This window comes from Ralstonia sp. R-29, from assembly GCF_049913345.1.
In the GTDB taxonomy this organism is placed as follows: Bacteria; Pseudomonadota; Gammaproteobacteria; order Burkholderiales; family Burkholderiaceae; genus Ralstonia.
This window is the reverse complement of record NZ_CP184378.1, coordinates 342,832-365,866: the sequence shown is the minus strand read 5'-3', so window position 1 is coordinate 365,866 and position 23,035 is coordinate 342,832. Positions and strand designations below refer to the sequence as shown.

Annotated in this window: 15 protein-coding genes and 1 pseudogene; 3 read left to right on the top strand and 13 right to left on the bottom strand. The window is 65.2% G+C overall.

What is annotated here, in order from left to right; translation table 11 throughout:
- Nucleotides 1–13: 13 nt before the first annotated feature.
- Nucleotides 14–436, bottom strand: coding sequence for a DcrB-related protein (locus tag ACN9M1_RS18855; RefSeq protein WP_426400083.1), 423 nt, complete (start codon nucleotides 434–436; stop codon nucleotides 14–16).
- 4 nt (nucleotides 437–440) lie between these two features.
- Nucleotides 441–2,720, bottom strand: coding sequence for a type VI secretion system Vgr family protein (locus ACN9M1_RS18850; protein WP_426400082.1), 2,280 nt, complete (start codon nucleotides 2,718–2,720; stop codon nucleotides 441–443).
- A 506-nt stretch (nucleotides 2,721–3,226) separates the two neighbouring features.
- On the opposite strand from ACN9M1_RS18850, the gene ACN9M1_RS18845 reads away from it, so the two are divergent.
- Nucleotides 3,227–4,141, top strand: coding sequence for a glutaminase (locus ACN9M1_RS18845; RefSeq protein ID WP_426400081.1), 915 nt, complete (start codon nucleotides 3,227–3,229; stop codon nucleotides 4,139–4,141).
- 106 nt (nucleotides 4,142–4,247) lie between these two features.
- Here the strand turns inward: ACN9M1_RS18845 and ACN9M1_RS18840 are convergent, their stop codons facing one another.
- The 3 genes from ACN9M1_RS18840 to ACN9M1_RS18830 all read right to left on the bottom strand — a co-directional run bounded on the left by ACN9M1_RS18840 (nucleotide 4,248) and on the right by ACN9M1_RS18830 (nucleotide 7,598).
- Nucleotides 4,248–5,561: an MFS transporter gene (locus tag ACN9M1_RS18840; RefSeq protein WP_426400080.1), complete on the bottom strand. Its 1,314-nt coding sequence runs from the start codon at nucleotides 5,559–5,561 to the stop codon at nucleotides 4,248–4,250.
- 106 nt (nucleotides 5,562–5,667) lie between these two features.
- Nucleotides 5,668–6,528: a putative hydro-lyase gene (locus tag ACN9M1_RS18835; protein ID WP_426400079.1), complete on the bottom strand. Its 861-nt coding sequence runs from the start codon at nucleotides 6,526–6,528 to the stop codon at nucleotides 5,668–5,670.
- Between the two features lie 125 nt (nucleotides 6,529–6,653).
- Nucleotides 6,654–7,598: a LysR family transcriptional regulator gene (locus ACN9M1_RS18830; RefSeq protein ID WP_426400078.1), complete on the bottom strand. Its 945-nt coding sequence runs from the start codon at nucleotides 7,596–7,598 to the stop codon at nucleotides 6,654–6,656.
- Nucleotides 7,599–7,898: 300 nt separating this feature from the next.
- On the opposite strand from ACN9M1_RS18830, the gene ACN9M1_RS18825 reads away from it, so the two are divergent.
- Together ACN9M1_RS18825 and ACN9M1_RS18820 are read left to right on the top strand one after the other, a co-directional pair.
- A complete protein-coding gene (locus ACN9M1_RS18825) occupies nucleotides 7,899–15,635 on the top strand; it encodes a glutamate cyclase domain-containing protein (RefSeq protein WP_426400077.1) in 7,737 nt (2,578 codons plus the stop codon).
- Between the two features lie 379 nt (nucleotides 15,636–16,014).
- On the top strand, nucleotides 16,015–17,043 hold the full coding sequence (locus ACN9M1_RS18820; RefSeq protein ID WP_426400076.1) for an AvrPphF family type III effector: 1,029 nt from the start codon (nucleotides 16,015–16,017) through the stop codon (nucleotides 17,041–17,043).
- Here ACN9M1_RS18820 and ACN9M1_RS18815 read toward each other — a convergent pair.
- From ACN9M1_RS18815 to sctJ, 8 genes and pseudogenes are all read right to left on the bottom strand, one after another.
- Nucleotides 17,026–17,229: pseudogene (locus ACN9M1_RS18815) on the bottom strand (IS66 family transposase); the annotation flags it as partial. The gene ACN9M1_RS18820 and the pseudogene ACN9M1_RS18815 sit on opposite strands and share 18 nt — an antisense overlap.
- Before the next feature lie 68 nt (nucleotides 17,230–17,297).
- Nucleotides 17,298–18,365: an EscU/YscU/HrcU family type III secretion system export apparatus switch protein gene (locus ACN9M1_RS18810; protein ID WP_426400075.1), complete on the bottom strand. Its 1,068-nt coding sequence runs from the start codon at nucleotides 18,363–18,365 to the stop codon at nucleotides 17,298–17,300.
- The gene (gene sctT / locus ACN9M1_RS18805; RefSeq protein ID WP_426400074.1) at nucleotides 18,362–19,138 is read right to left on the bottom strand and encodes a type III secretion system export apparatus subunit SctT; all 777 of its coding nucleotides are present in this window, start codon (nucleotides 19,136–19,138) and stop codon (nucleotides 18,362–18,364) included. The genes ACN9M1_RS18810 and sctT overlap by 4 nt, the downstream gene beginning before the upstream one ends.
- Before the next feature lie 28 nt (nucleotides 19,139–19,166).
- The gene (locus ACN9M1_RS18800; protein ID WP_426400073.1) at nucleotides 19,167–19,661 is read right to left on the bottom strand and encodes a hypothetical protein; all 495 of its coding nucleotides are present in this window, start codon (nucleotides 19,659–19,661) and stop codon (nucleotides 19,167–19,169) included.
- The gene (locus ACN9M1_RS18795) at nucleotides 19,658–21,016 is read right to left on the bottom strand and encodes a FliI/YscN family ATPase (protein WP_426400072.1); all 1,359 of its coding nucleotides are present in this window, start codon (nucleotides 21,014–21,016) and stop codon (nucleotides 19,658–19,660) included. Before ACN9M1_RS18795 ends, ACN9M1_RS18800 begins: the two co-directional genes overlap by 4 nt.
- Nucleotides 21,013–21,618: a type III secretion system stator protein SctL gene (sctL, locus tag ACN9M1_RS18790; protein WP_426400071.1), complete on the bottom strand. Its 606-nt coding sequence runs from the start codon at nucleotides 21,616–21,618 to the stop codon at nucleotides 21,013–21,015. Before sctL ends, ACN9M1_RS18795 begins: the two co-directional genes overlap by 4 nt.
- On the bottom strand, nucleotides 21,600–22,262 hold the full coding sequence (locus tag ACN9M1_RS18785; RefSeq protein WP_426400070.1) for a SctK family type III secretion system sorting platform protein: 663 nt from the start codon (nucleotides 22,260–22,262) through the stop codon (nucleotides 21,600–21,602). The genes sctL and ACN9M1_RS18785 overlap by 19 nt, the downstream gene beginning before the upstream one ends.
- Complete coding sequence (gene sctJ / locus ACN9M1_RS18780) at nucleotides 22,259–23,035, bottom strand: type III secretion system inner membrane ring lipoprotein SctJ (protein ID WP_426400069.1); 777 nt, start codon at nucleotides 23,033–23,035, stop codon at nucleotides 22,259–22,261. The genes ACN9M1_RS18785 and sctJ overlap by 4 nt, the downstream gene beginning before the upstream one ends.

Here is a 23,035-nt window from a genome sequence, read left to right as displayed (position 1 = left end):
GGCAGTGCTGCGCTCAGGCCGGCTCGTTCAGGCGCAGGCTCTGCACCACGCCTTCCACCAATGCCTTCTGGCTGGCACTCAGCACACCGGGCGCGGTAAAGGTGAGCATCAGCACCTGCTTGCCGTGCTCCACCATCGTCAGCAGTTGCTGCAGCGGCCGCCCGTTGTTCGACCATTTGTATTCGTGCGCATACGCTGCGCGGCCAGACACCGTGGTCTCGTTGCTGCTCACCGCTTCGTAGTCGGGCACCTGCTTGGCGAGCTTCTGCAGCTCGCTGGCGGCGTACTCGCCAAACTGCATGCCCCACGGCAAACGCTCGCGCGTGACGACAAAGCTCACGCCTTCCGTGCCGGTGGAGGCCGAGACGAACACATTCATTGTCTTGTCGATCCAGTCCGCTGGGAGCGACAAGGAACCTTCCTGCATCTGATACATGGTGTCAGCCGTTATCCGGGTTGATATGGGTGTTGGGTGCCTGGATCTTGATCTCGGCCGCATCCAGCCGGATCGTGGACGAGCCCTTGTGCAGCTCGATGGCATCGGCCGTCATGTGGATCGACGTACCGCCTGCACCGCCCACCTTGATCCACAGTTCCTTGGCCTCGATCGTGTGCACACCGGCTGGCGACTTCTGCGTGGTGTTGCCCTGCGTGACCGTGTCCGTCAAGTCGCCCACCGACACCGTCGTGTCGTAGTTGCCCTTCGACACGGTGAGCGTCTTGTCGCCGGTGCTCACGGTCGTTTCCATGTTGCCGGTGTCGATCTGCGTCTTGTGATGGCCCTGGGTAACCAGCGTAGTGTGGTCGCCCTTGACGGCCTCGCTCAGGTTGCCGGTGGACACCTCCGTCGCATGGTTCCCCGTCGACACCAGAATCGTCCGATCACCCTTGACCACATGCGTGCTCTGCGCATCCTCCACCACGGTGTTCATGTCTTTCTGCGCATGCATGAACACTTCTTGCGCGCCGTTCACATCAGAGAAGCGCAGCTCGTTGGAGCCACCGCCCTTGTGCGTCTGGCTGCGGATGCCCATGGTCTGGCCGCTGTCGCCGTGGTACGGGTTGGCCGCCTCGCCGTTGAACACGCGGCCGACAATCACCGGGTTGTCGGGGTCGCCCTCGTTGAAGGCGACGATCACCTCTTGCCCGATCCGGGGGATGGCCGCGCCACCCCAGCCCGCGCCGGCCCACGGCTGCGACACGCGCACCCAGATGGAATCCGAGCCGTCCATCTTGCCGCGACGGTCCCAGAAGAAATGCACCTTGACGCGGCTGCCGTCAGTATGGATTTCCTCGCCCTTGGGGCCGACCACCACCGCCGCCTGCGTGCCATACATGTAGGGCTTGGGCGTGCGGCGCTCGGGGCGGAACGGCACATCCACGGGCAGGCACGTAAAACTGTTGCGGTACGGCTGCTCGGCGCCCTGGCTCGTGTAGTCGTTCACGGCGTGGTGGCGCACGTGCAGCAGCACAAAAGCCTTGTCGTCGTATGCGGAGACGGGATGATTGGTCAGCCGGAAGCGCCCGGCCGTCGTCATGGCCTGCACAAAGCCAGCGCCCTTGAAGCGGTGCGCTTGCGCCTCTTCGGCCTCCATGGCGTAGCGCGCGTAGCGGCGGCCATCGTCGCTGTGGTCATACAGCGAGTGGTATTCGTAGCGCTCGGTGCCGCCAATGTTCGGGTTCTTCAGCGTGGTCGGCACTTCCACGTGCATCAGCGGCGACGATGGCGTGTCGTAGTTGAAGTCCCGATAGGTGATCTTGCCCACGCGAAAGTTGAACGCCTCGTCCCACCGGTCAATGCCGTTGCGCTCGCTGGCGGCGCTGGCGCCGTAGTACGGAATCGTATCGACAGGCGTCAGCGCCTTGAACAGGTCGTTGGTGTCCCCGATGACGAGCACGTGCCGGTCTTTCTCATAGCGGTGCGTCCAGAACATGCCCTCCTGCTCCATCAGCCGGGCGCAGAAGTTGTAGTAGGACTCCCGGTACATGACGACGTATTCAAGCGGCGCCTGCTCCGACTTCAGGTTGAACTCGAAGTCATGGAAGCCCAGTTCGACAAAGATCTCGGAGAGGATGTCTTCCGCCGTTTTGTTCTGAAAGATGCGGCAGTCTGTCGAGCGCGTGAGAAACCAGAACCATGGCACCACCGTCATCTCGTAGCGCGTGACCGAGCCGGGGTGCCCGACGCGCCCGAACGATGCAACGTAGCCCTGAAAGTAGCGCTGGCCAATCTCCGGCCCCGCCGCCAGCTGGCTGAATACGCCCCCCGTCGACTTGGGTTCCAGCGACACCGACACCTGCTGCCCGACGATCTTGTCGATCTCGATATCACTCTGGTGTGACAACAGGTCGAGATGGATTTCCGGCAGGCGGCTGACGTACTCGTCCACCACCAGCGCGTTGACGAGCAGCGCGTCGGGCCCGAGTGGCGACTCCATGCGCACGAAGCGGCTGTCTTGCGTCAGGCGCGACTTGGCGCCCGGCATGCCGTTGATGGCGTCGGCAATGGACGCAGGCGAGCGCCCGAGCAGCGACATGCCCGTCTGCGCCAGTTGCGCCGCGCGTGCTGCACCACCAATCAACCCGGCACCGGGCACATTGCCCAGCATGCTCGCGGCATCCACAAGCGTGCTGGCACCCGCTGGCAGTCCGCCGGATAGGGTCGACAAAAATGAAGTTCCGGACGGCGCTTTGCCGTTTCCGGTAGAAGTGAAACTCATGGGCCCGCTCCCATCGTGCTATGCGATTTAGAGCCGCTAACAAAACCGCCCTGGCGTCGTTACGCCTCCTTGCCGTACTCCAGTACTGTCTGCGTCGGCACGCCTAGCCAGGGCAGTTTTGTTAGCGGCTCATACACCGGCCGGGCCGACAACTTCGTGATCAACTGGAACACCCATTGTCTTCGGCCGGAATCCCCCCGGCACCTCCCCATCGATACATTGCCGATGGATGATGGAGCGCATCCTAGTGGAAGCGCGTGTTCAACAGGTAAGCGTTCCGTTACGCAGCGTCTGAAAGTTATTGAATTCTGATTTAACGCGAGCTAATCACGCTGCAATGCGTGCGCATACATGCACGTCATGCGCTGCATGGCCACGCAAAGATTAACGATCGATAAAAAACAAACGTGATAGCGCGTGATTGCGCACCGCACTCGCCAAGCCTGCCGACACGCGAGACGCGCGTGTAGAATCCTCGCCCCAACCTTGCTGCTCGATCTCCCCGCATGGACTACCAAGCCATTCTGGACACCATCCACCGCGACATTCAGCCGTGGCTCGGCCAGGGGCGCGTTGCCGACTACATCCCCGAACTGGCCGGCGCGAGCGCTTCCGATTTCGGCATGGCCATCGTCACGCTCAGCGGCGAGGTGTATCGCGTGGGCAAGGCCGATGTGCCGTTCTCCATCCAGAGCATCTCCAAGCTGTTTGCCTGCACGCTGGCCTTCCAACTGGAGGGCGAGGCGCTCTGGAAACGCGTCGGCCGTGAACCCTCCGGCAATGCGTTCAACTCGCTGGTGCAGCTGGAATACGAAAACGGCATCCCGCGCAACCCGTTCATCAACGCAGGGGCGCTGGTGGTGACCGACGTGCTGTGCCGGCGCTTCGTGCAGGCGGAAACGGCTCTGGTGCAGTTCATGCGGCGGCTGGTCAATAACCCACGCATCGACTATGAGCGGCGCGTGGCGGAGTCGGAACTGGCCCATGCCGACCGCAACCGCGCCATGGCGCACTTCATGAAGAGCTTCGGCAATCTGCAAATGCCCGTGGAAACAGTGATCGACGCGTACTGCCGCCAGTGCGCCATCGAGATGGACTCCACCGACCTGGCGCGCGCCGTGCTCTTTCTCGCCAACGGCGGTGTGGTGCCCTGGAGCAGCGAGCGCATCGTCGATACCAGCCCCGCCAAGCGCCTGTCTGCGCTAATGCTGACCTGCGGCACCTATGATGCCGCAGGCGATTTCGTCTACCGCGTCGGCCTGCCGGCCAAGAGCGGCGTGGGCGGAGGCATCGTTGCCGTGTTGCCGGGGGAGTTTGGTGTGTGCGTGTGGTCGCCGGGGCTGGATATCAGCGGCAACTCGCTGGCGGGCTTGCAGGCGCTGGAGTGGCTGACCACGCTAACGGGCCGCTCCATCTTCTAGGCGGCGCGATCGATCGTTTTTCTATCCGCCCACGCGCAACAGAAAGAAAAAAGCGCGGCGTCTTCCAAACGCCGCGCACCGTGCGCTCATGGGGGGAGCACAGACGTTAAATCGATGCGAGCTGCCGGCCGCGTGTTTCCGGCAGCGTCAGTGCCGCCAAGATCAAGATGCCGTAAGCGCCCGCCGCAAAGAGGCCGATGGCATGGCCCAGGGAAGAATGCGCGCTCACCTGCCCGATCAGGAACGGAAAGCACGCACCGACCGCCCGGCCGACGTTGTAGCAAAAGCCCTGGCCCGAACCACGCACCTCTGTGGGGAACAGCTCCGTCAGAAACGCGCCCATGCCCGCGAAGATGCCCGAGGCAAAGAACCCCAGCGGCAGACCCAGCAGCAGCATCAGGCTATCGGTCACCTCCAGGTGCGTGTAGGCCAGCGCCACCACCATCGACCCCACCGCAAACAGAATGAAGTTGCGCTTGCGGCCCAGGCGGTCGGTCAACACGGCGCTGGTGAGGTAGCCGATGTACGAGCCGATGATCACCACCGCCAGATAACCGCCGGTGCCCAGCACCGTGAGGTGGCGTTCGGTTTTGAGAAAAGTCGGCAGCCACGTGGTGATGGCGTAGTAGCCGCCCTGTGCGCCCGTCGTCAACAGCGCCGCACGCAGCGTGGTGCTCAGCAGCTTGGGCGAGAAGATGGCGAAGAAGCTTGTACTGCCGTTGGCCGATTGCCGTGTCTTGGCCTCTTGAAAGACTTCCGGCTCTTTCACCAGCCGGCGCAGAAAGAACACAAACACCGCCGGCACGATGCCCACCAGGAACAGCGCGCGCCAGGCCGTCTCAGGCGGCAGCACGGTAAAGAACCAGGCATAGAGCAACGCCGATGCGCCCCAGCCGATCGCCCAGCCGGCCTGCACCATGCCCACGGCCTTGCCGCGATCCTGCGCGCGGATGGCCTCGCCGATCAGCACGGCGCCAGCCGTCCATTCGCCGCCAAAGCCGAAGCCCATCAGCGTGCGGGCAATCAGCAGCTGCTCGTAGTTCTGCGCGAGGCCGCATAGAAAGGTGAAGACCGCAAACCACAGGATGGTGATCTGCAGCGCGCGCACGCGGCCAATACGGTCCGACAGAATGCCGGCCACCCAGCCACCCGCAGCAGATGCCAGCAGCGTGCACGTACCAATGAGGCCCGCGTCCGCCTTGGACAAGCCCCAGATGCCGATCAGCGTGGGGATGACGAAGCTCAGGATCTGCGTGTCCATCGCGTCGAGCGCGTAGCCGACTTTGCAGCTCCAGAACGTGCGGCGCTCCTGCGACGAGATTTCGCGATACCAGCGGAACAGGCCGCCTGACCCAGCGGCAGGTGAAGCTGCGCTGTCCGCCTCGGTGGGCGCTCGCGCAACCGTTGCTTCGGTTGTCATGGTGCTTCCTCCTTTGATTGATGCTGTCTCGATGCTTGTATAGGCCGGCGCCTCTGCGTGCGCCGGTAAGAACCCCTACCCGTCCGTCGTCTCGTTGGCTGACGTCTCAACTCAGCGCTGCGGTACGCAGATCGGTGATCAGCATGTGCCCCGGCGCATGCGTGATACACAACTCGGGCCGCGCCTGCTGCACAACGGATTGCGGCGTCACCCCGCACGCCCAGAACACCGGCACTTCGCCCGCCTGCACAGGCACGGCATCGCCCCAGTCGGGCTGCGCGAGGTCGGCAATGCCGATGGCCGCCGGGTCCCCAAAGTGCACCGGCGCGCCGTGCGCCCGCGGCATGCGCGAGGTGATCTCAATGGCGCGAATGGCGTCAGGCACCGACATCGGCCGCATCGACACCACCAGCTTGCCCGCCAGGCGTGATGTGCCCACCGTCTCGATCGACGTGCGGTACATCGCCACGTTGCGCGACAGGGCGATATGGCGCAGCGGCACGCCGGCTTCCATCAATGCATGCTCGAACGAAAACGAACAGCCGATAGCGAAAGCAACCATGTCGTCGGTCCAGAGTGCTTCCACATCGGTGGGTTCATTGGCCAGCTCGCCGTTGCGGTAGACGCGGTAGCGCGGCACGTCGCGCCGCACGTCCACTTCCTGACCGAGGTGGCGAAACACCGGCACGCCGGGTTCGGTCACGTCCAGCAGCGGACACGGTTTCGGGTTGAGCTGGCAGAAGCGCAAGAACTCATTGGCCCAGGTGTCGCGCAGCATCACAATGTTGGCTTGCACATAGCCGTCGCATAGGCCGCTGGTGTGGCCGCGCAATACGCCCGAACGCGCTGCCAGCCGAGCCGAATACGGATTTGCGTAGGCTACGCTGGCGCCGCGTGTGTAGGCCTGGGGGGGTGCCGGTTGCTCCAGCGTGTGTTCTGCGCGGGCCGTCTCCACTGCCGATTTCATGCAAGCTCGTCCACAAGGTTGATCGTGCGGGCCATTGTGAAAGCGTGATGAAACACGGTCCAACGAAAGTTTCGGATGACCGGCGATAGGAAAAGGTGATTGCCACGACAGTTGCTGAGACTAGTCTAGGCCGCCACGCTGCTGCGCTCCACCTCTTCTGCAACCGCATAGCGTGGCCCCACCGACAGGCAGAACTCGCGCGCCATCGTCCGCGCCAGGCCGACGATGGCCTCGTGCACTTCCAATCCGGCCCCCGCACGCCAGGAAGCAATGATGGGCAACGTCGGCAACGCAGGCTCGATCTCCAGCACGGTCAACGCGCCGCTTTCAATGCGGTCGCGCACCAGCACGGTGGGCAATGCCCCCACGCCAAAGCCGTCCCCCACCAGACGCGTCATCGCTGCAACCGAGTTGACGCAGTTCACACGTGGCGATTCGATGCCGTGCAGGTGCAGCAGATTCAGCATGTCCTGATGCGGCCGCGAGTTGCGCACGAAGGTGATGAGCCGTTCGCGCGCCAGCTCCTGCAGGCTGGCATAGGGATGCGCCAACCGCGAATTGGCGGCCACCACCCAGTGGATGGGGTATTGCGCAAGCTGCACATTGCGCACGCTTTCCGCGCGCAGCACGTCCGTCTGGAAGGCGATGTCGAGTGCGCCCTTCTGCAGTTGCTCAACCAGGTGCATGGCGCTGTCGGCCACCAGTTCAATTTCCAGCGCGGGAAACATCTCGGCCGTGCGCGCAATCAGCGGAGACAGCCACGTGTGGATGACGCTGTCCATCGCCCCCACCCGCACGCGCCCCTCAAAGCCCGGTCGTTGTGCCACGGCGGCCTGCAACTGGTGCAGTGTGCTCACCATGCGGTCGGCGTATTCCAGTACCTTGTGGCCATCGGGCGTGAGCTGCACACCGCGCGTATCGCGGTCGAACAGCCGTACGCCCAGCTCTTCTTCCAACGCGGCAATGCGCGCCGAGATGGACGCCTGCGTGGTGAACAGCTTGTCCGCCGTCAGGCGGAAGCTGCGCAAACGCGCGACCCATACAAAGGTTTCCAGAAAACGTAAGTTCATGCCCTGCCCCTCGTTTTGTTTTCGACGGCGCTGCCACCCGGTTGCGGGCGTTCGTACTGCAACGCAACGCAATCGCCCCAGCGGTTGACTCCGCAGTTGCGTCATACCGCACCGGTTTTTACCGATGACGAACCAACCTGCCACGGCGCCTCGTAGTTTCTACAACGCCCGCACCAACATTGCCGTGCCGCACTACGTGTTTCGCCAATAGCTGCGCCTGTGTCCGGCGTCCAGAATGCCTGTATCAGCGGATCGCTTTCAATCAGGCTCACCCCGCATGGGGCGCCGCTGGAGAACGCTATGCCCGCCATCGACGAGATCAACGGCCGCATCGTCTACTACCGTCCGCCGCCCCCCAAGCCCCAGCCGACGCCCGCCCAGCAGCAGGCTGCGGCCAACGCCCAGACCAAGACCGACGCAGCCATCCAGACGGCCAACGGCGCGGTCAACAACTACATCAATAACGGCGACGACTCCGACGCGGCCAAGGCCAAGCTCGACCAGCCGCTGTCCAACGTGATCAACACGGTGCAGAACGAACTGCGCCTGCAGGCCGACCAGGCCGCTCCCGGCGACGAAAAGCAAGCCGTTGAAAACGCCGCCAACGCCATCAAGAAGCGCGACCCGAACGCACAGTGGCTCGACAAGATCGTCGACGACGCCAAAGACGCGGTGGAGAAGCAAGACCCGAGCCAGCGTGCCGCTTCCGAAGCCCGCGACGGCGTGCTCGACGCGCAGGACAAGCTGCAGCAAGCGCAGAGCGTCAAAGTCACTAGTCGCATCGCTGCGGAAGACAAGGGGGCATCCGTCAGCGCCGCCCAAGCGGATCTGGACAAGGCCATCCAAACCTTCAAGACCGCCATCGGCAACGAGCTGGCCGGCTATGAACAGTTTGGAACGGGCGACAACCTGAAAGCCGCCAACGACGCCGTCAATGCGCTCGCCAGCGCCCACCCCGACTGGGATGACGGCAGCCTCGCGTTTGCCAAGAACATCGCCACGAGCGATGCCATCCAGTACCAGATCAACCACATCAACCCGAACGACCCCACGCTCTCGGCACAGGACAAGGCGCTTGCCACGAATGACCCGGTGCAGTTTGCGTGCGTGCAGCTTGCACGGCCGTATGCCAACGAAAAGAACGCCGAGCAGATCTACGAGCAGATCGGCGCGGCCAGCTACGACGTGCGCGTGAACTACACCAAGGACCAGGTCGCGGCCAAGATGAAGGCAGGCGATGCGCAGGGCGCGCTGAAGATCCTGTCGACCAACATGAACGACGTGTCGGTGTCCGGCGTTGATACGGAAGCGCGCGACAACCTGTTCCAGGTGGCGGGTGAGCCGTACTTTGGCGCACACAGCGACTACTTCAACAAGCAGATCACCGACCTCACGCAGGTCTACAAGTACAACCCGGACGACCCCGACGCCAACCGCAAGATGGCCGACAACACGGTCAAGTACGACGCGGTGGGCAAATGGATGAAGGAGATCGCCAAGGTGGCGCCGCCCGAGGTGGCCAGCAACCTGCTCGCCACCGTGGAAGGCCGCTTCAACGACAACAAGCACTGGTTCCAGAGCAATGCCGGCGCCGACACGTCGGGGCTCATGCCCAACGGCTCGGACTTTTACGGCGGCCTGAGCCTGACCGCCGCCGTGGCGGATTCGCCGCGCTTTGCCAGCGATCAGCCGAGCACCGACCACGCCCAGCAGGTGGCCAACTGGCTGACCACCAATTCCAATGCCAAGTCGTTCCTCTACAGCATGCAGACCTCTGGCTCGGGGGGCAGCATGCCGTCGTGGGTGCCGGTGCAGAACGCCGTGGGCGATGGCAACGGCGCCACCGTCACCAACGCGCTGATCCAGCAGCACGGCAAGGACCTGCCCAACGTCGACATGCTGCAACGCGCCTTCGACCGCGGCAACGAAAAGGTCCAGCAGAAGCAGGCAGAGACGGACTACAACACCTTCCAGTCCGACCAGAACACGGGGCTGAAAAACATCTTCGGGCAGATGTCCAAGGCCACCTTCGGCAAGGACACGCCGCTCTATAGCGACAAGGCTGTCTCCTTCAACGGCCCGAATGCCGACACGCAGCTCAAGAACTACATCGGTGGCGCGCTGATGATCCAGGCCGACAATGCCGGCGCGCAAAACAGCGGCAACACCAGCGCGGCATGGTTTACCAACGGCAACAGCACCAAGGTCATCGACGAGGTGAGCAAGGAGATCCACGACGTCGCCGGGGACAACCCGACTGTCAAGGCCATTCCCATTGCGTACGTCGACAAGAGCGCGGGCGTCATGCCCACCGCCCTGTTCGAGGTGACCGGCAAGGATGGCAAGACGCACTACATTGACGACCGCGGCTGGGACTACAAAGACCTGGACGACTACCGCCACAACAATGCGCTGTCCGATGGCGGCACGATCTACGTGCCGAAGAACCTTGCCGGATCGGTGTCGGTGGACGGCAAGGGCATTCCGGATGTCGACCACTTTAGCGCGCACGTCACCACATTTGGGCAGGAAGTGCGCCACGTGGTGGACGTGGTGGCCGGCGTGGCCACAGCGGTGGGCGGCGTGCTGCTGTCCGTCGGCTCGGGTGGCACGCTGGCGGTGGTGGGTGGCTTCATGGTTGCAGCAGGCACGGGCTGGATCGTGGGCGAGTCGATCGACCACCTCAACACGCTGGCCGACCACGGCCGCTCGTGGTCGCCCACCAACCCGGAAGCCTTCAACGACTGGCTCGCCATCGTGACCTCTGCCGCAGGCGAATACAGCCTGGCGGGCAAGGGCCTGTCGGCCGTGTCGGAAGCCGCTGCTGCCTCAAAGATGTTCACGCTCACGCGATCGGCTTCGGATCTGGTGGCAGGGACTGGCGGCGTGGTCATGACCGGCGCGCAGGTCAAGGACCTGCTGATGTATGGCGACCGCATGTCGGGCGAACAGAAGGCCGAATCCATCATGTTCCTCGGCCTGGGGCTGGGGCAGATCGGGGCGACGCACATGCTGGAGCGCGTTGGCCTATCCAACGGCACCGCACGCAACGGCCTGCTGAGCGCGCTCAAAAACAACGCCGACCGCTACAAGCCCACGGAGATGGTCTCCGAGCCCACCACCGTGGCGGCCAACGACCCAGCCAGTGCCGGACGCCCCACCACCGATCCGACCACCGACCCGGTGATCCTGGAAACCGGTGGCAAGACCACCGAACCCGGCAGCACCGGAAAAACGGGAAAAACCGGCACGGACACCACCGACCCCATCGACCCCACAACCAAGCCAACCAACGAGCCCACCAACGACACGGGCACCACCAAGCCCGAGGCAGACCCAAGCACCTCATCCGGCAAGACCGGTGACGAAGGCACCCCGACCAACACGGGGCCTACCCGTCCCTCACGCCCACTGCCGGGCGCACTGGACGATCTCGCCAACCCCGAAGTCACGCTGACCAACTTCACCGACACGCAAAAGGCGCTCGACGCCGACACGCAGACCGCGCTGTCGCAACATGCTGACCTGCTGCTCGACGCAGAAAACTACCGCACCAGCGGCAGCACCAATGGCCACCACCCGCACGGCGTGGGCGTGCGGAGCCTGGCTAAAGCGCTGGCGAAGATGAGCGATGAGCAGCGGCAGCTCATCCTGAGCAAGGCCGAGTTCGCGCATGACACCGCCAACGTCAAAGACCCGGTACGCATGAGCTGGCGCCAGCGCATGCAGCTCTATCGCGGCAAGTCGTCGGTGTTCGGGCGCACGGCCGATCGCATCATGTCGCCGGTGGACCGCATCCAAGCACTGTTCGTTGATCGGGGCATCCGCAAATTCTTCGTCAAGGGCGGCACGGAAGATGCTGCCGCCGCACTGCAACCCGCCAATCGCATTCTGCTGGTGACGGGCTTCACCGTGGGGCGGGATCCGGTCTCGGGCCGCGCCCTGCCCGAGACTGACGGCCCGGTCGGCACGGCCGAACTGGCGGCCAAGCTCGCGCTGACCGGCCGCGACATGACCATCGCCACCGACTCGGCCAACATGCCGGTGGTGCAATCGGTGCTGGCGAGCTTCAATGGCGGGCATCTCGTCAAGCTCGAGCCGTTCGACGCCAAGCGCGGCCAGCCCGCACGCGACGCCGCCAACGCGCTGCTCGACCGGCTGCAGCCGGATGCAGTGGTTGCCATTGAACTGCCTGCACGCAATGCCGACGGCGATTACCTCAACATGCGCGGCATTTCAGTGGCGGAAGTAAACGCCCCGAAGGACCAGATCATCCTGGAGGCCAACAAGCGCAAAGGGGTCATCACGGTGGGAGTGGGCGACGGCGGCAACGAGGCCGGCATGGGCAGCCTGCGCAGCAACATCCCGCCGGTCAAACTGGCAGATGACACCACGATCGATTTTGCGTCGACCGTGCCGGTAGACCACCCCGTGACCGCGTGGAACTCCAACTTTGGCGCACAGGCCATCCTGGCCAACATGCTGCACCGGATGGGCCGCATGGACCTCATGACCACGCCGGAAGAGCTGCACGCCGCCATCAAAGCATCGGTGGATGCCGGGGCGGTAGACGGTGTGAGCCGCAAGAGCGAAGCCAGCGTCGACGGTTTCCCCTCGCAGGTGCACCAGGGCATGCTCGTGCTGCTGCGCGAGGCCATGAACCACATGCCCACCGACAAGACCTTCGACGAAGCCACGCCCACCGAGCCTTTCACGTTTGCCGCCTTCGATTCCAGCAACGGCGGGCTGATCGCCGCCAAGAACATGCTGGCGACCATCAAGGCGCAAACCGGTGAAGACCTGCCCGTGGCCATCGTGGTGGACCACGCCAATGCGCCCTACGGCCCCAAGAGCCCCGACACACTTATCCGCCTGGTCGGCAACGGCCTGCAGACCGCACAGCGCCTGAAGGCCGCCATGGTGGCCATGGCATGCAACACCGCGTGCACGGCCTTCCCCAAGGCGCTGGACAACGTGGATGTGCCCGTCATCGATTTGATTGACGTCACCTCGCGCGCCATCGTCCAGCACGGCGGCGACCGTCCGGCCGTCATCGCCACGGCGGGCACCGTCAAGAGCGGCGCCTACCAGAGCAAGGTGGCTGAACTAACCGATGGTCAGATCAACCCGCAAGCCGTAGCGGCCCACAAGTTTGCGGATTTCGTCAACGAGCTCAAGCACAAGAGCGACGATCCAGAGGTGAAGAAGGAACTGCAGGCGGCGTCCGACCTGTACGTGTCGGAGCTGGACCCGGACACCACGTCGCTGTGGCTGTGCTGCACGCACTACCCGGCCATGAAGGATTTCCTGGTGACCTCGCTACAGAAGCGCGGCATGGATATTCCGGTGGTCGACCCGATGCAGTACCAGGCCAAGGCGGTGCTCGACGCCATCGGCCAGCAGGAATGGCATGTGCCCAGCGCGGCGTATTCGAGCGACCCGTATGTCGTCACCTCCGGCAAGACTGGGCCGGTCAGCGAATCCGCCCAGAACCTGATGGAACTGCCCGATGTGCCGGTGCAACGCGTGCGCCGGTTTGGCCCCGGCAAGACGCTGGACAGCGTGATCCCATCGAACCCCCGCCTTGAGCCGAGCCCCATCACCAATGCGGTTCAGGCACTGTTCACCGGCAACGCGGCCCGCATTGAAAACCCGTTGGGCATCGACCAGGCCGCTGCCGCGCTGCAAGACAGCAACCGCATCCTGGTGCTGGCCGGCGCACGCAACGCACACGGCGCGGTGGATACCGATGGCATTGCCGGCGCCGCCGTGTTCGGGCACGACATGCAGGCCGCGGGCAAGAGCATCGTCTACGTGGTCCCGCATGACGCCGTGCCGGCGCTCGACGCCGCCCTGCAGGCGCGCGGTGCCGCCGTCAATGACTACAGCATCGTCCCCTTCGATGCCCAGCACGGTGAACAGGCACGTGCGCTGGCGCAGGACCTGCTCGACGGCACAAATGGAGTGCCACCGGATACCGTCGTGTCGATCAACGTGCACGGCCGCAACGCAGAAAACCGCTACGTCGACCAGAACGGTAACGACGTCACCGACCAGACGGTGCCGCTGGATGAGGTGGCCGTTGCCGGTTGGAAGCGCGATGGCGTGACCACCATCGGCGTGGGCTCGCGCGGGCACGAAGCCGGCATGGGCAATACGCGCCGTACCGCGCCGCTGGTGACGCTGCCCGACGGCTCGGTGGTGGACCCGCGTTCCGTGGTGCCCGCGGACCACTACGTGAGCGCGTCGAACGCCAACTGGGGCGCGCACGGCCTGGCGGCTTCGGTGCTGGAAGCCGCTGGCCGCACGGATCTGCTGACCACCCACCAACAGCACATGGATGCGCTGCAAGCCACCGCCAACGCCGGTGCCGTGGATGGCGCCACGGGGCAGGCCACCGCCACGGTGGGCGGGCAGGACAGCAACGCCTATCAGACCGTCGTGCAGATGATCAACCTGGCGGCAGGCAAGAAGCCCGGCACGCCACCACCCGCCTCCAGTGCAAGCGCCCCCAATGGACCAAGTGGACCGAAAGGCCCCGCCCCCGACGGCCCGAGGGGCACCGAGCCCGACACGGCCGCACCGCCCGTCCACGCCAAGGGCAACGCCGACGGCGGCGACGGTACCCCGCCCACCGCGCCCGACAGCGCCGGCGAACCCAAGCGCAAGCCGTGGATCCGCTGGATTTTTGCGGGCTCGCTCACGGGGGCGTTCTCGACGGCGGCCAGCTCCGCCACGCTCACCGGCACGCACGCCACGTCGGCGGTCTTCGACCCATCGGTCACCAGCCCGCTGTCGTTCATGTATCGCGGCAGTATCGCGGCGCTGCGCGCCAACAAGACGCGCGCCATCAACGCGCAGGTCGGCAAGCTGGGCACGAAAGATTCGGGTTCAGCGCTGACATGGCTCAAGACCAACCTGTCCGACCATGGGCGCCGCTGGGGCGTGACCAAGGGCGACCGGCAGACCATCGCCGATGCCGTTCAACGCTTCCAGGACAATCCGGATGCGCTCACCGCCGCCTTGGCCAAGGCAGACGACCCCAAAGCCAAGGACGACCCTGATGTGCAGGCGTTGCAGGCGCTCAAGGGCGCACCGGGCAAGCTGCTCTCCCCCAAGAGCCCCGTGGGGCGTGCCAACGACACGCTGCAACTGCTCACGCTCGCGCTCAACAACGGCAACACCGCGTACTGGTTTGCGACCCATGGAGCGCACCTGAACACGCCATCGTTCTGGAGCAATGCGCTGTTCCTGAGCGCCAACCTCGCGCTGTCGAGCCGCAACTTTGCCGGCCGCCTTGGCGCCACGTTCAACGATAAGGCGACCAACACGAGCCCGTGGCTGAACCGTGCACAGGCGTTCACGATGTCGCTGTACACGGTGGGCTCGGTGCCGCTGGCGATGAACGATGCCCTCATGCACACCAACAGCCCTGCCATGGGCGCCACCAAGGCGGCGCTGGACCTGGCATTCGGGGCCGGGGCACTGCGCCTGGCGGGCGACCTGATGCCCAAGGTGGGCCAGCGCTTGCCTAGCAATGCCGCGCTGCCTGGTGGCGTGATCCTCGGGGTGGCGGCCGTGACACGTTTCGGTATCGAGCTCTTTGCGCCCAACCAGGCCGCCAAGCCGGCCGTCGCGCAATTGCAGGCCAACGGCAACGTCAATCCGAACGGGCAGGACCCGGACAACCCGCCCCTCGCGACGATCCCTCTGCCGGACATGCAAGGCGTGAGCGGTGACGTGCTGCGCGCAAGTGCGCCGCCTGCGCTGCCATCGGTCAGCGCGGCGAAATCACCGCAATACGCGATCGTCGGCCCCGGCGACACGCTGTGGCAACTGAGCGCCGCCGATGCGGCCAAGCTACTGGGCGCCCCTGGCCCCGCATCCGATGCACGCACGGCTGCAGCGCTCGACAAGCTGCCCGCCATGAACAATCAGTTCGATTGGGCTGCGCTGGATGGCAATCCGTACACGCCAGGCGCAACGGGGCAGGACCCGGACCTCGTCGTCCCGGGCGACATCGTGCGCATCGGTTAGCGAAGAACGTAAGCGCTCGAAAACGGCCGTCTTGAGGCTGCTTATAAAACGGAAAGGGGACGCCACCCAGCTGTTTTTGTCAGTGCAACAGAAAACGGGCGGATTTGAATACAACGTCCGTCCCGTAACGCCTGCGCCCGGGCCAGCGCCGAGGCAGCCGTCACGCCAGCGTCAGAGCGCTGTCATGCCGGCCGCCTGAGTTTGTATCCGAGGACCTTCATGCCGTTGGCTTTCGAGCGTCCCGAGCGGGAAGGCCAGCCGGAAGACTTCGTCTCTGAACGTCCAGTTTCGCTGACGTCTCGGATCAGGTCGGGTGTGAGGGCAGAGAATCCGTACCAAGCCGCAGTCCTGCCACACCTATTTTCCGAGAAACCATCCCATGGGCTCGCCGAGAATCCCGTCCATCTTCAGGCCGTCGTCTACCTCATCGTCTAGCTCGGCATCTGATACACACGGGGCCAGCCCTGCACGCACCCCGTCGCATGAATCGACCTCTGCTCCGAAAAGTCGCGGGCTTGGCGTTCTGGGCAATTTGCCGCGTCTGTTCCGCCGTAAAGCGTCGGTAACATCAGAATCGCCCGGTGCATCGAGCAGCCGCACGCCGCAGATTTCCTCGCCAGAGCGCCCCCTCCTGACCCGGCAGAACGCGCTCGGCCCACAAGCGGCACGCAGCCAAGATGCGGCGCCCCCCGCGGCCGAACCCACGCGCCGCAGGCCACCCCCACAACGGCGGCCTGTGGTCAGGCCACCGACCCGCCCGCCCGTACAGCAAGAAGCCGCTCCGCTGCGCACGCCACCGGCCCGGGCGGCGGCTGGTGCGTCGTCTTCTGCTTCTACGCCGGCATTCACATCTGGGCCGACAGACAAGCGTCACATCGCACTGCACGCGCTTTCGCCAGAGATACAGGATGCGCTGCTGGATAATCTCGATCCTGTTCGCACGCTCGGCCTCACGGATGCCACGGTGCTCTACCGCTCCACCCACAAGTCGTGGCTGCAGAACATAGACGGCAAGCCGATGCTGGGCGGCAATCCCGAGTCCGTGGCCACGATCAACAACTACCACGTGCTCAGGCCAAACACCATCGACCCCATCACGCTGCGCATGATGCCGCCCGAAATGCGCGACGATCCGGCCATGAAATACGCGCCCACCAAAATGCGCGCCAACGAGCTGCCAGTTCCAACTCTGAACGTCATGCACGGCGCGCGCGCCCATGAGACAGCCGCTTATGGCGAGGGTAGCAAGAACCACGTCCTGGTTTCGATGACGCTGGGGGATTTGCGTAAAGCCGGTGGCGGACAGGTGTTCCGTGATGTGGATTCCGCGGCTGGGGGGGCATCTGCCGTGCCCCTGATCGTTACGTTGCCGGAGGGGGCATTGGTGCCCGTGAAGATTGGGAAGTAGGATCGCCAGAGTGCTGTGTGTGTGATCGACAACCTGCACACGGGCCCAAGCGCGGACCTGCTGCCGCTGCGGTGCTGTCATATCGTTGGTCTGGGCCTCGACGGCGAACAGCGTACCGATGCGCTCGATGAACCCAGCCACGGGATGCTCGGCGCGCTTGGCCTTGGACAACGCTTCTTCAGCCTCGGGCGTGGATTCTTGAGCGCTTAGCGAAGAACAGCGGGCGCAGCAATCAGGCGCCCGTCCTTTTTCTTTCAAGACGTGGATGACACGTACGGGTTGCCCACCGCGTCAGCCCCTTCGGCCCAGCGCAGCAGCGCCGCGACATCGCGGAAGAGTGTGCGATCAATGGTGGTGTCCATCGGCACGGTGTCGTGCAGGCGCTCGGCCAGGCCGGCGTTGGCGGCAATCGGCACCAGGTGGTATTCGGCCATCTGCCGGATGCGCTGGACGGCTTCTCCGCTGCCCTTGGCGATCACCATCGGCAGCGTGCCGTCACCGGGGTAATACAGCGCCACCGCATGCCGCGCGCTGAACACGACAGCCGTGGCAATGCGCATCCGATCTTCCAGCGCGCTGTATTGCACTTCCAGCGCCAGTTGCCGGCGCCGGCCGACGATATGCGGGTCGCCCTGCAGCTCGCGGTGCTCGCGGCGCAGCTCGTCGGTCGACATGCGGTTCTTCTTGAAGAACTCGAAGCGCACGTGCCAGTAGTCCAGCGCGGCCATCAGCACATACACCACGGCCGCCCAGCCGAACAGCACCAGCAGCAGATGCGCCACCACAGCCAGAATGGCCCCCGGCCGCCCATAGCCCGCCTGCAGCGGCAAGTCCAACGACCCGCGAATCACCACAAACAGCGTGAGTGCCAGGCACCCCACCTTGAACAGCATGATGGCCAGGCCGATGAGGTTGCGCACGGAAAACATCCGCTGGATGCCCTCACCCGGATTGAGGCGGGACATCTTTGGCGTCAGCCGTGTGGGGGCAAACATGCCACCCACCTGCGCAAAGGCCCCGAGCACCGCCAGCACGGCCACCAAGCCCAGAACAGCCACGCTCATCAGCGCCCATTCCGCGCCCGCCGAAGCGAGCGCCTGCCGTACCGCCGCAGAGGGATCGCGCGCCTGCGTGACTGCCGTCACGTTCTGCACCAGCAGCCCGCGCAAGTGCTCCAGCAACCATGGCCCGCCCTGCCACAGCAGCACCAGCATCCCGATGAACACCAGCGCGCTCGTCACGTCCGTGCTGCGGACCACCTCGCCTTCGCGCCGGGCATCTTCCAGCCGGCGCTGCGTGGGCTTGTGCTGTTTCTCGCTCATGGCGCCGCGCTGTGCAGCAGCGCACGCAGCAGCCAGACCATCTCGCCGTTGCCGGCCAGGAAGGTGCGCAGCGATTCAAAGACAAAGCCGAGGAACAGCACCATCATCAGCACCGCCAGCAGGCTCTTCACCGGCTGCGCGAAGAGGAACACATTCAACTGCGGCACCGAGCGGTTGATCAGCCCGATGCCCAGCTCCGCCACCACCAGCACGATGATCACGGGCGCAGCCAGCTTGAGCGTCCAGCCGAGCACGCTGTCGGCCTCGTGCACGGCAAACTGTTCCAGCGCCACCGATGCACTGGGCAGCATGCGCTCGATCGGCCAGAGCTTGTACGACTCGAAGAACGCGCCGAGCATCACATGCAGGCCACCACCCGTAACGAACAGCGTGATGGCCATGAAGCCGAGAAAGCTGGCGGTCGGGCCGCTCTCGTGCCCCGCCACTGGGTCGAAGAATGACGCGTTGCCCGAGCCGGTCTGGAAGTCGATCAGGTGGCCGATGTTCTCGATGGCCCACAGCAGCGCACCAAACGCCATGCCCAGCAGCACGCCGATCAGCGCCTCCTTGAGCGCCAGGGCCATCCACAGCCCACCGCCCTGCACGTTCATGGCCGCACCCGCCATGGAAGGCGCCACAAACACCGCCAGGATGGCGATGAACCCGCTGCGCACCATGCCCGTCACCACGCGCCCGCTGAACACCGGGACGATGAACATGATGGGCAGCAGACGCGGCAGCACCAGCAACGCCTGCCGGAACAGGCCTTCCATGGATTGGGGGTCGAACCCTTGCATCGGCTCAGGCAGTGGTCTTCTGGTGGGCAAGCTGACGGGCGATCTGGGCTTCCAGCGCAGCGTCTTCTTCCTGCCACTCTGCGGCACGGCGCTGCGCGGCCGCCACGCGCTGCTCGGCGCGGTCAACGGCTTCGCACTTCGCATTGGCGCGGGCCACATGCCGCTGCGCACGCGTCTGCGCCAACTGCTGGGCAGCCAGCATTGCGCTGGTTTGGGTCGATTCGACATGCGCATTGACGATGGCGCGGTCCAGCGCCAACCGTGCCACATTGGCACTGCACAGCAGCGCGACGGCACTGCGCGCGTCGTCACGCACAGCCTGTTCGATGGCGGCGTCGTGCGCAGAACGCGCTGTCACCGTCTGCTGCAACCCCTGCTGGGCTGCGGCGTTCTGTGCAACCGCCTGCGCCACCAGAGCGGCCTGTTTCTGGGCGCGCGCCATGGCGCCCAGCTTGCGTGCCTCGCGCACACGGGCCAGTTGACGCAGCACGTCGCTCATAGCGCCCCCACCACAGCTTCGAGGTCGGCCACGGTGCGCTCCAGCTTCACGCGTACGTCAGCGTCTTGCTCGAAGAAACGCGTGAGCGCAGCATGGGCACGTAGTGCGGTATCGCCCAGGGCATCGCTGCCTTCGCGGTATTCGCCAATCTGCACGAGCAATTCGATCTCCTGGTACTTGGCCAGCAACTCGCGCACGCGTTGCGCGGCTGCGCGATGCGCGGGCGTGGTCACCTGCGGCATCACGCGGCTGATACTGGCCAGCAAATCGATGGCCGGATAGCGCCCAGCCAGCGCCTGCTTGCGCGAGAGCACGATGTGCCCGTCCACGATTGAGCGCACCTCTTCGGCAATCGGGTCGCTCTCCTCGTCGCCCTCCACCAGCACCGTATAGAACGCGGTGATGACACCATGCGCCCCTGCCCCCGCACGTTCCAGCAGCTGCGGCAACACCGAGAAAGTGGACGGCGGAAAGCTGCGCCGCGTGGGCGGCTCACCACTCGCCAGGCCCACCTCGCGCTGGGCCCGCGCAAACCGCGTGAGGGAATCGACCAGCAACAGCACGTTTTTGCCCCGGTCCCGAAAATACTCAGCCACGGCGGTGGCCACCAGCGCGCATTTCACGCGCTCCATGGCCGGCCGGTCGGACGTGGACACCACCAGCACCGTCTTGCGCCGCGTGGCCTCGGGCAGGCACAGCTCCAGGAACTCACGCACCTCGCGCCCGCGTTCGCCAATCAGCGCGATGACGTTGACATCGCTCTGCGCGCCGCGCGCAATCATGCCCAGCAGCGTGCTCTTGCCCACGCCCGATGGCGCAAAGATGCCGAGCCGCTGGCCGATGCCCACCGTCAACATGGCGTCGATAGCGCGCACGCCGGTTGAGAGCGGCGCGTCAATACGGCGGCGTGACAACGGGCTCGGCGGCTCGGCATGCGTGGAAACGCGTTCGTTGGTGAACAGCGGCCCACCGCCATCCATGGGGGCGCCCAGGCCGTCCAACACCCGGCCAAGCAGCGCATCGCCCACGCCAAAGCGGTGCGCGCTGCCCGACGGAATCACCTCCGTGGCCGCCGACAAGCCGTGCACACTGCCCAGCGGCGTCAGCAAGGTGGACTGCCGCTCAAAGCCGACGACTTCCGCATAGACGCTGCGTTCACCCGGCGTGCGCAGTTCGCACACTTCGCCCAGCCGCGCCTGAATGCCCGACGCGTTGAGCATGAGCCCCACCGCACGGTGGATGCGTCCGCGCATCTGCACACCGGTGGGCAGGCCGTCGGCGCGCTCCAGCACGTCGCGCAGGCTGCGCTCCAGGTCGCCTGCATCGATGATGTGGCTGACGGCGGGCTCGGTCATGTTTTGTCTCCGGCCAGTGCTGCATGCAACGCGGCAAGCTGCGTATCGATGCCGGCCTCAACCACGCCGGACGCGGTTTCCACCACCAGTGCCTCTTCCGACAGGCTGGCATCGGGCACCACGCGCACGCGGCGGGTGCCGTCGGTCATGGTCTCCAGCACGCGCTCCAGGTCGGCCACCTGCTGCGGGGCAATACGCACCGTCAGCACGGGCTCGTGTTCGACCAGCGTTTCGATACGCGCGAAGGCCTTGGCGTAGATGGCATCGCGCGGCAGATCGGCCACCAGCTCGCGCACCGTACGGGTGACCAGCTCGGCCATCAGTTGCTTCATGGCGGCCAGGGCGCGGGCGTTGGCCAAGGCATCGGCATACAAGCGCGTGGCAGCTTCGCGTTCGCCTTGTTCGTACCCGGCGTCGTAGCCAGCCTTGAGTTGCTGTTCGCGCTGGGCCTGCGCGTCTTCCAGCAGGCGTGCACGTTCCTCCTTGGCGGTGCCGAGAACGCTGTTGGCGTCCAGCAACGCAGCGTATTCGTGCTGCTTGAGCACCTTGCGCTCACTCAGGATGTGCAGCTTGTCGGTGGTGATCAGAAAAGCCAGTCCCATGCCGGCACCTGTTCAGGAATCAAGCTCAGCCGCAGCAGTTCGCCCAGCTCGGCACGCTGCGTGCGGCCCAGCAGATAAGGCGGCCGATCGGCACCTGCGGCATTGCGCGGAAACTTCAACGCCAGCCGCCGGATGACGGCCGGGCCAAAGGGCACGAGAAAATCGGTCAACAGCCGGCGCCCGCGCGCGCGTACGGTTTCCACCGCAAGGCGTGGGTGCTGACGTTGCGCGTGCAGGGTTTCAGCCACGGCATCGAAGGCCGGCATGCGCTCAAGCACAAAGCTCACCAGCGGCGCACCAAAGGCCGCATCGATGGCCTGCCGCGTCTTGCGCGGGACTTCACCTTCGCGCAGCCATTGCCGATGCAGGCCCAGCCCGCAGCACACCGCTATGTGATCGAGCGCGTCGGCTGGCAACAAGGCAATGCGCTTTTCCACCGGTGCGAAGTCGTAATCCCATGCGTCTTGCAATTGATGCGTTTGCAGCAGCGCGCGCGCCAGCACGGCACGGCCCGCTTCGCCGTAGCGGGCAGGATCGCGCAGTGTGAGCGGCCAATCCGCCGGCAACCACGACGCATCGATGTAGCGATCCGGCCGCAGGTTGAACGTCGCAACCAGCCCGGCCAGGCGCGCGTCCGTGGTCATGACGCGCGCTCCGCCCCGCGTCCGCCTGGCCGGCCGAGGTTGTCGAACACACCACGCCGCCATGCCACGAGGCCCGTCACAGCCAGCGCCGCGACGATCAACAAGCCAAGCAGCCACACCAGCGGGTTGCGCGTGCTGAACGTGCCGAGCAATGCTGCCCCCTTGCGCACATCCACCGGCACCGGCTGCGCGCCCTGCAGAAACAGCGACACGTTGTCGTAGCTCAGCCCTTCAATACTGTGTGCGACGAGGTCTTTCACCATTGGCGCCATGGCGGTCAGGTTCACGCCGGGCCGATAACGGATGTACACCGCAGCCGACGCCGGCTTGGCCTTGTCAGCCAGCGGATCGTTCTCGGGAATGACAACGTGCACGTGCGCGAGCATCACGCCATCCACATCCAGCAGCGTGCGCGACAGCTCCTGCGATACGCCGTAGATGTAGCGCACGCGTTCCTCTGCAGGCGTGGCCACCAGCCCCTGCTTCTGGAACACCTGCCCGAGCGAGGCCAGGCGCGGACGCGGCAACCCCTGCGCGCGCAGCACGGTAAGCGACGGGCCCATGTCGGCCTCGTCGACGGTGAGCGTCCAGGTGCGGCCCTCCTGGCCCTGGCCATCCTGCGCCGTCTTCTGTGCACCGATGCCCGCCGATGACAGCGCCGCCACCATCTCGTTGGCTTCGACCTCTGACAGGCCGGTGTACAGCTCCTGCTCGCAGCCGGCCAGGCCGAAGAGGCACGCCAGCGCCAGCAGCACCCCCAGCAATCGGTTCAT

Excerpts from the sequence above, each read along its gene's own strand:
- ACN9M1_RS18855 (WP_426400083.1), bottom strand. The coding sequence starts at position 436 with ATGTATCAGATGCAGGAAGGTTCCTTGTCGCTCCCAGCGGACTGGATC.
- ACN9M1_RS18850 (WP_426400082.1), bottom strand. The coding sequence starts at position 2,720 with ATGAGTTTCACTTCTACCGGAAACGGCAAAGCGCCGTCCGGAACTTCA.
- ACN9M1_RS18845 (WP_426400081.1), top strand. The coding sequence starts at position 3,227 with ATGGACTACCAAGCCATTCTGGACACCATCCACCGCGACATTCAGCCG.
- ACN9M1_RS18840 (WP_426400080.1), bottom strand. The coding sequence starts at position 5,561 with ATGACAACCGAAGCAACGGTTGCGCGAGCGCCCACCGAGGCGGACAGC.
- ACN9M1_RS18835 (WP_426400079.1), bottom strand. The coding sequence starts at position 6,528 with ATGAAATCGGCAGTGGAGACGGCCCGCGCAGAACACACGCTGGAGCAA.
- ACN9M1_RS18830 (WP_426400078.1), bottom strand. The coding sequence starts at position 7,598 with ATGAACTTACGTTTTCTGGAAACCTTTGTATGGGTCGCGCGTTTGCGC.
- ACN9M1_RS18825 (WP_426400077.1), top strand. The coding sequence starts at position 7,899 with ATGCCCGCCATCGACGAGATCAACGGCCGCATCGTCTACTACCGTCCG.
- ACN9M1_RS18820 (WP_426400076.1), top strand. The coding sequence starts at position 16,015 with ATGGGCTCGCCGAGAATCCCGTCCATCTTCAGGCCGTCGTCTACCTCA.
- ACN9M1_RS18810 (WP_426400075.1), bottom strand. The coding sequence starts at position 18,365 with ATGAGCGAGAAACAGCACAAGCCCACGCAGCGCCGGCTGGAAGATGCC.
- sctT (WP_426400074.1), bottom strand. The coding sequence starts at position 19,138 with ATGGAAGGCCTGTTCCGGCAGGCGTTGCTGGTGCTGCCGCGTCTGCTG.
- ACN9M1_RS18800 (WP_426400073.1), bottom strand. The coding sequence starts at position 19,661 with ATGAGCGACGTGCTGCGTCAACTGGCCCGTGTGCGCGAGGCACGCAAG.
- ACN9M1_RS18795 (WP_426400072.1), bottom strand. The coding sequence starts at position 21,016 with ATGACCGAGCCCGCCGTCAGCCACATCATCGATGCAGGCGACCTGGAG.
- sctL (WP_426400071.1), bottom strand. The coding sequence starts at position 21,618 with ATGGGACTGGCTTTTCTGATCACCACCGACAAGCTGCACATCCTGAGT.
- ACN9M1_RS18785 (WP_426400070.1), bottom strand. The coding sequence starts at position 22,262 with ATGACCACGGACGCGCGCCTGGCCGGGCTGGTTGCGACGTTCAACCTG.
- sctJ (WP_426400069.1), bottom strand. The coding sequence starts at position 23,035 with ATGAACCGATTGCTGGGGGTGCTGCTGGCGCTGGCGTGCCTCTTCGGC.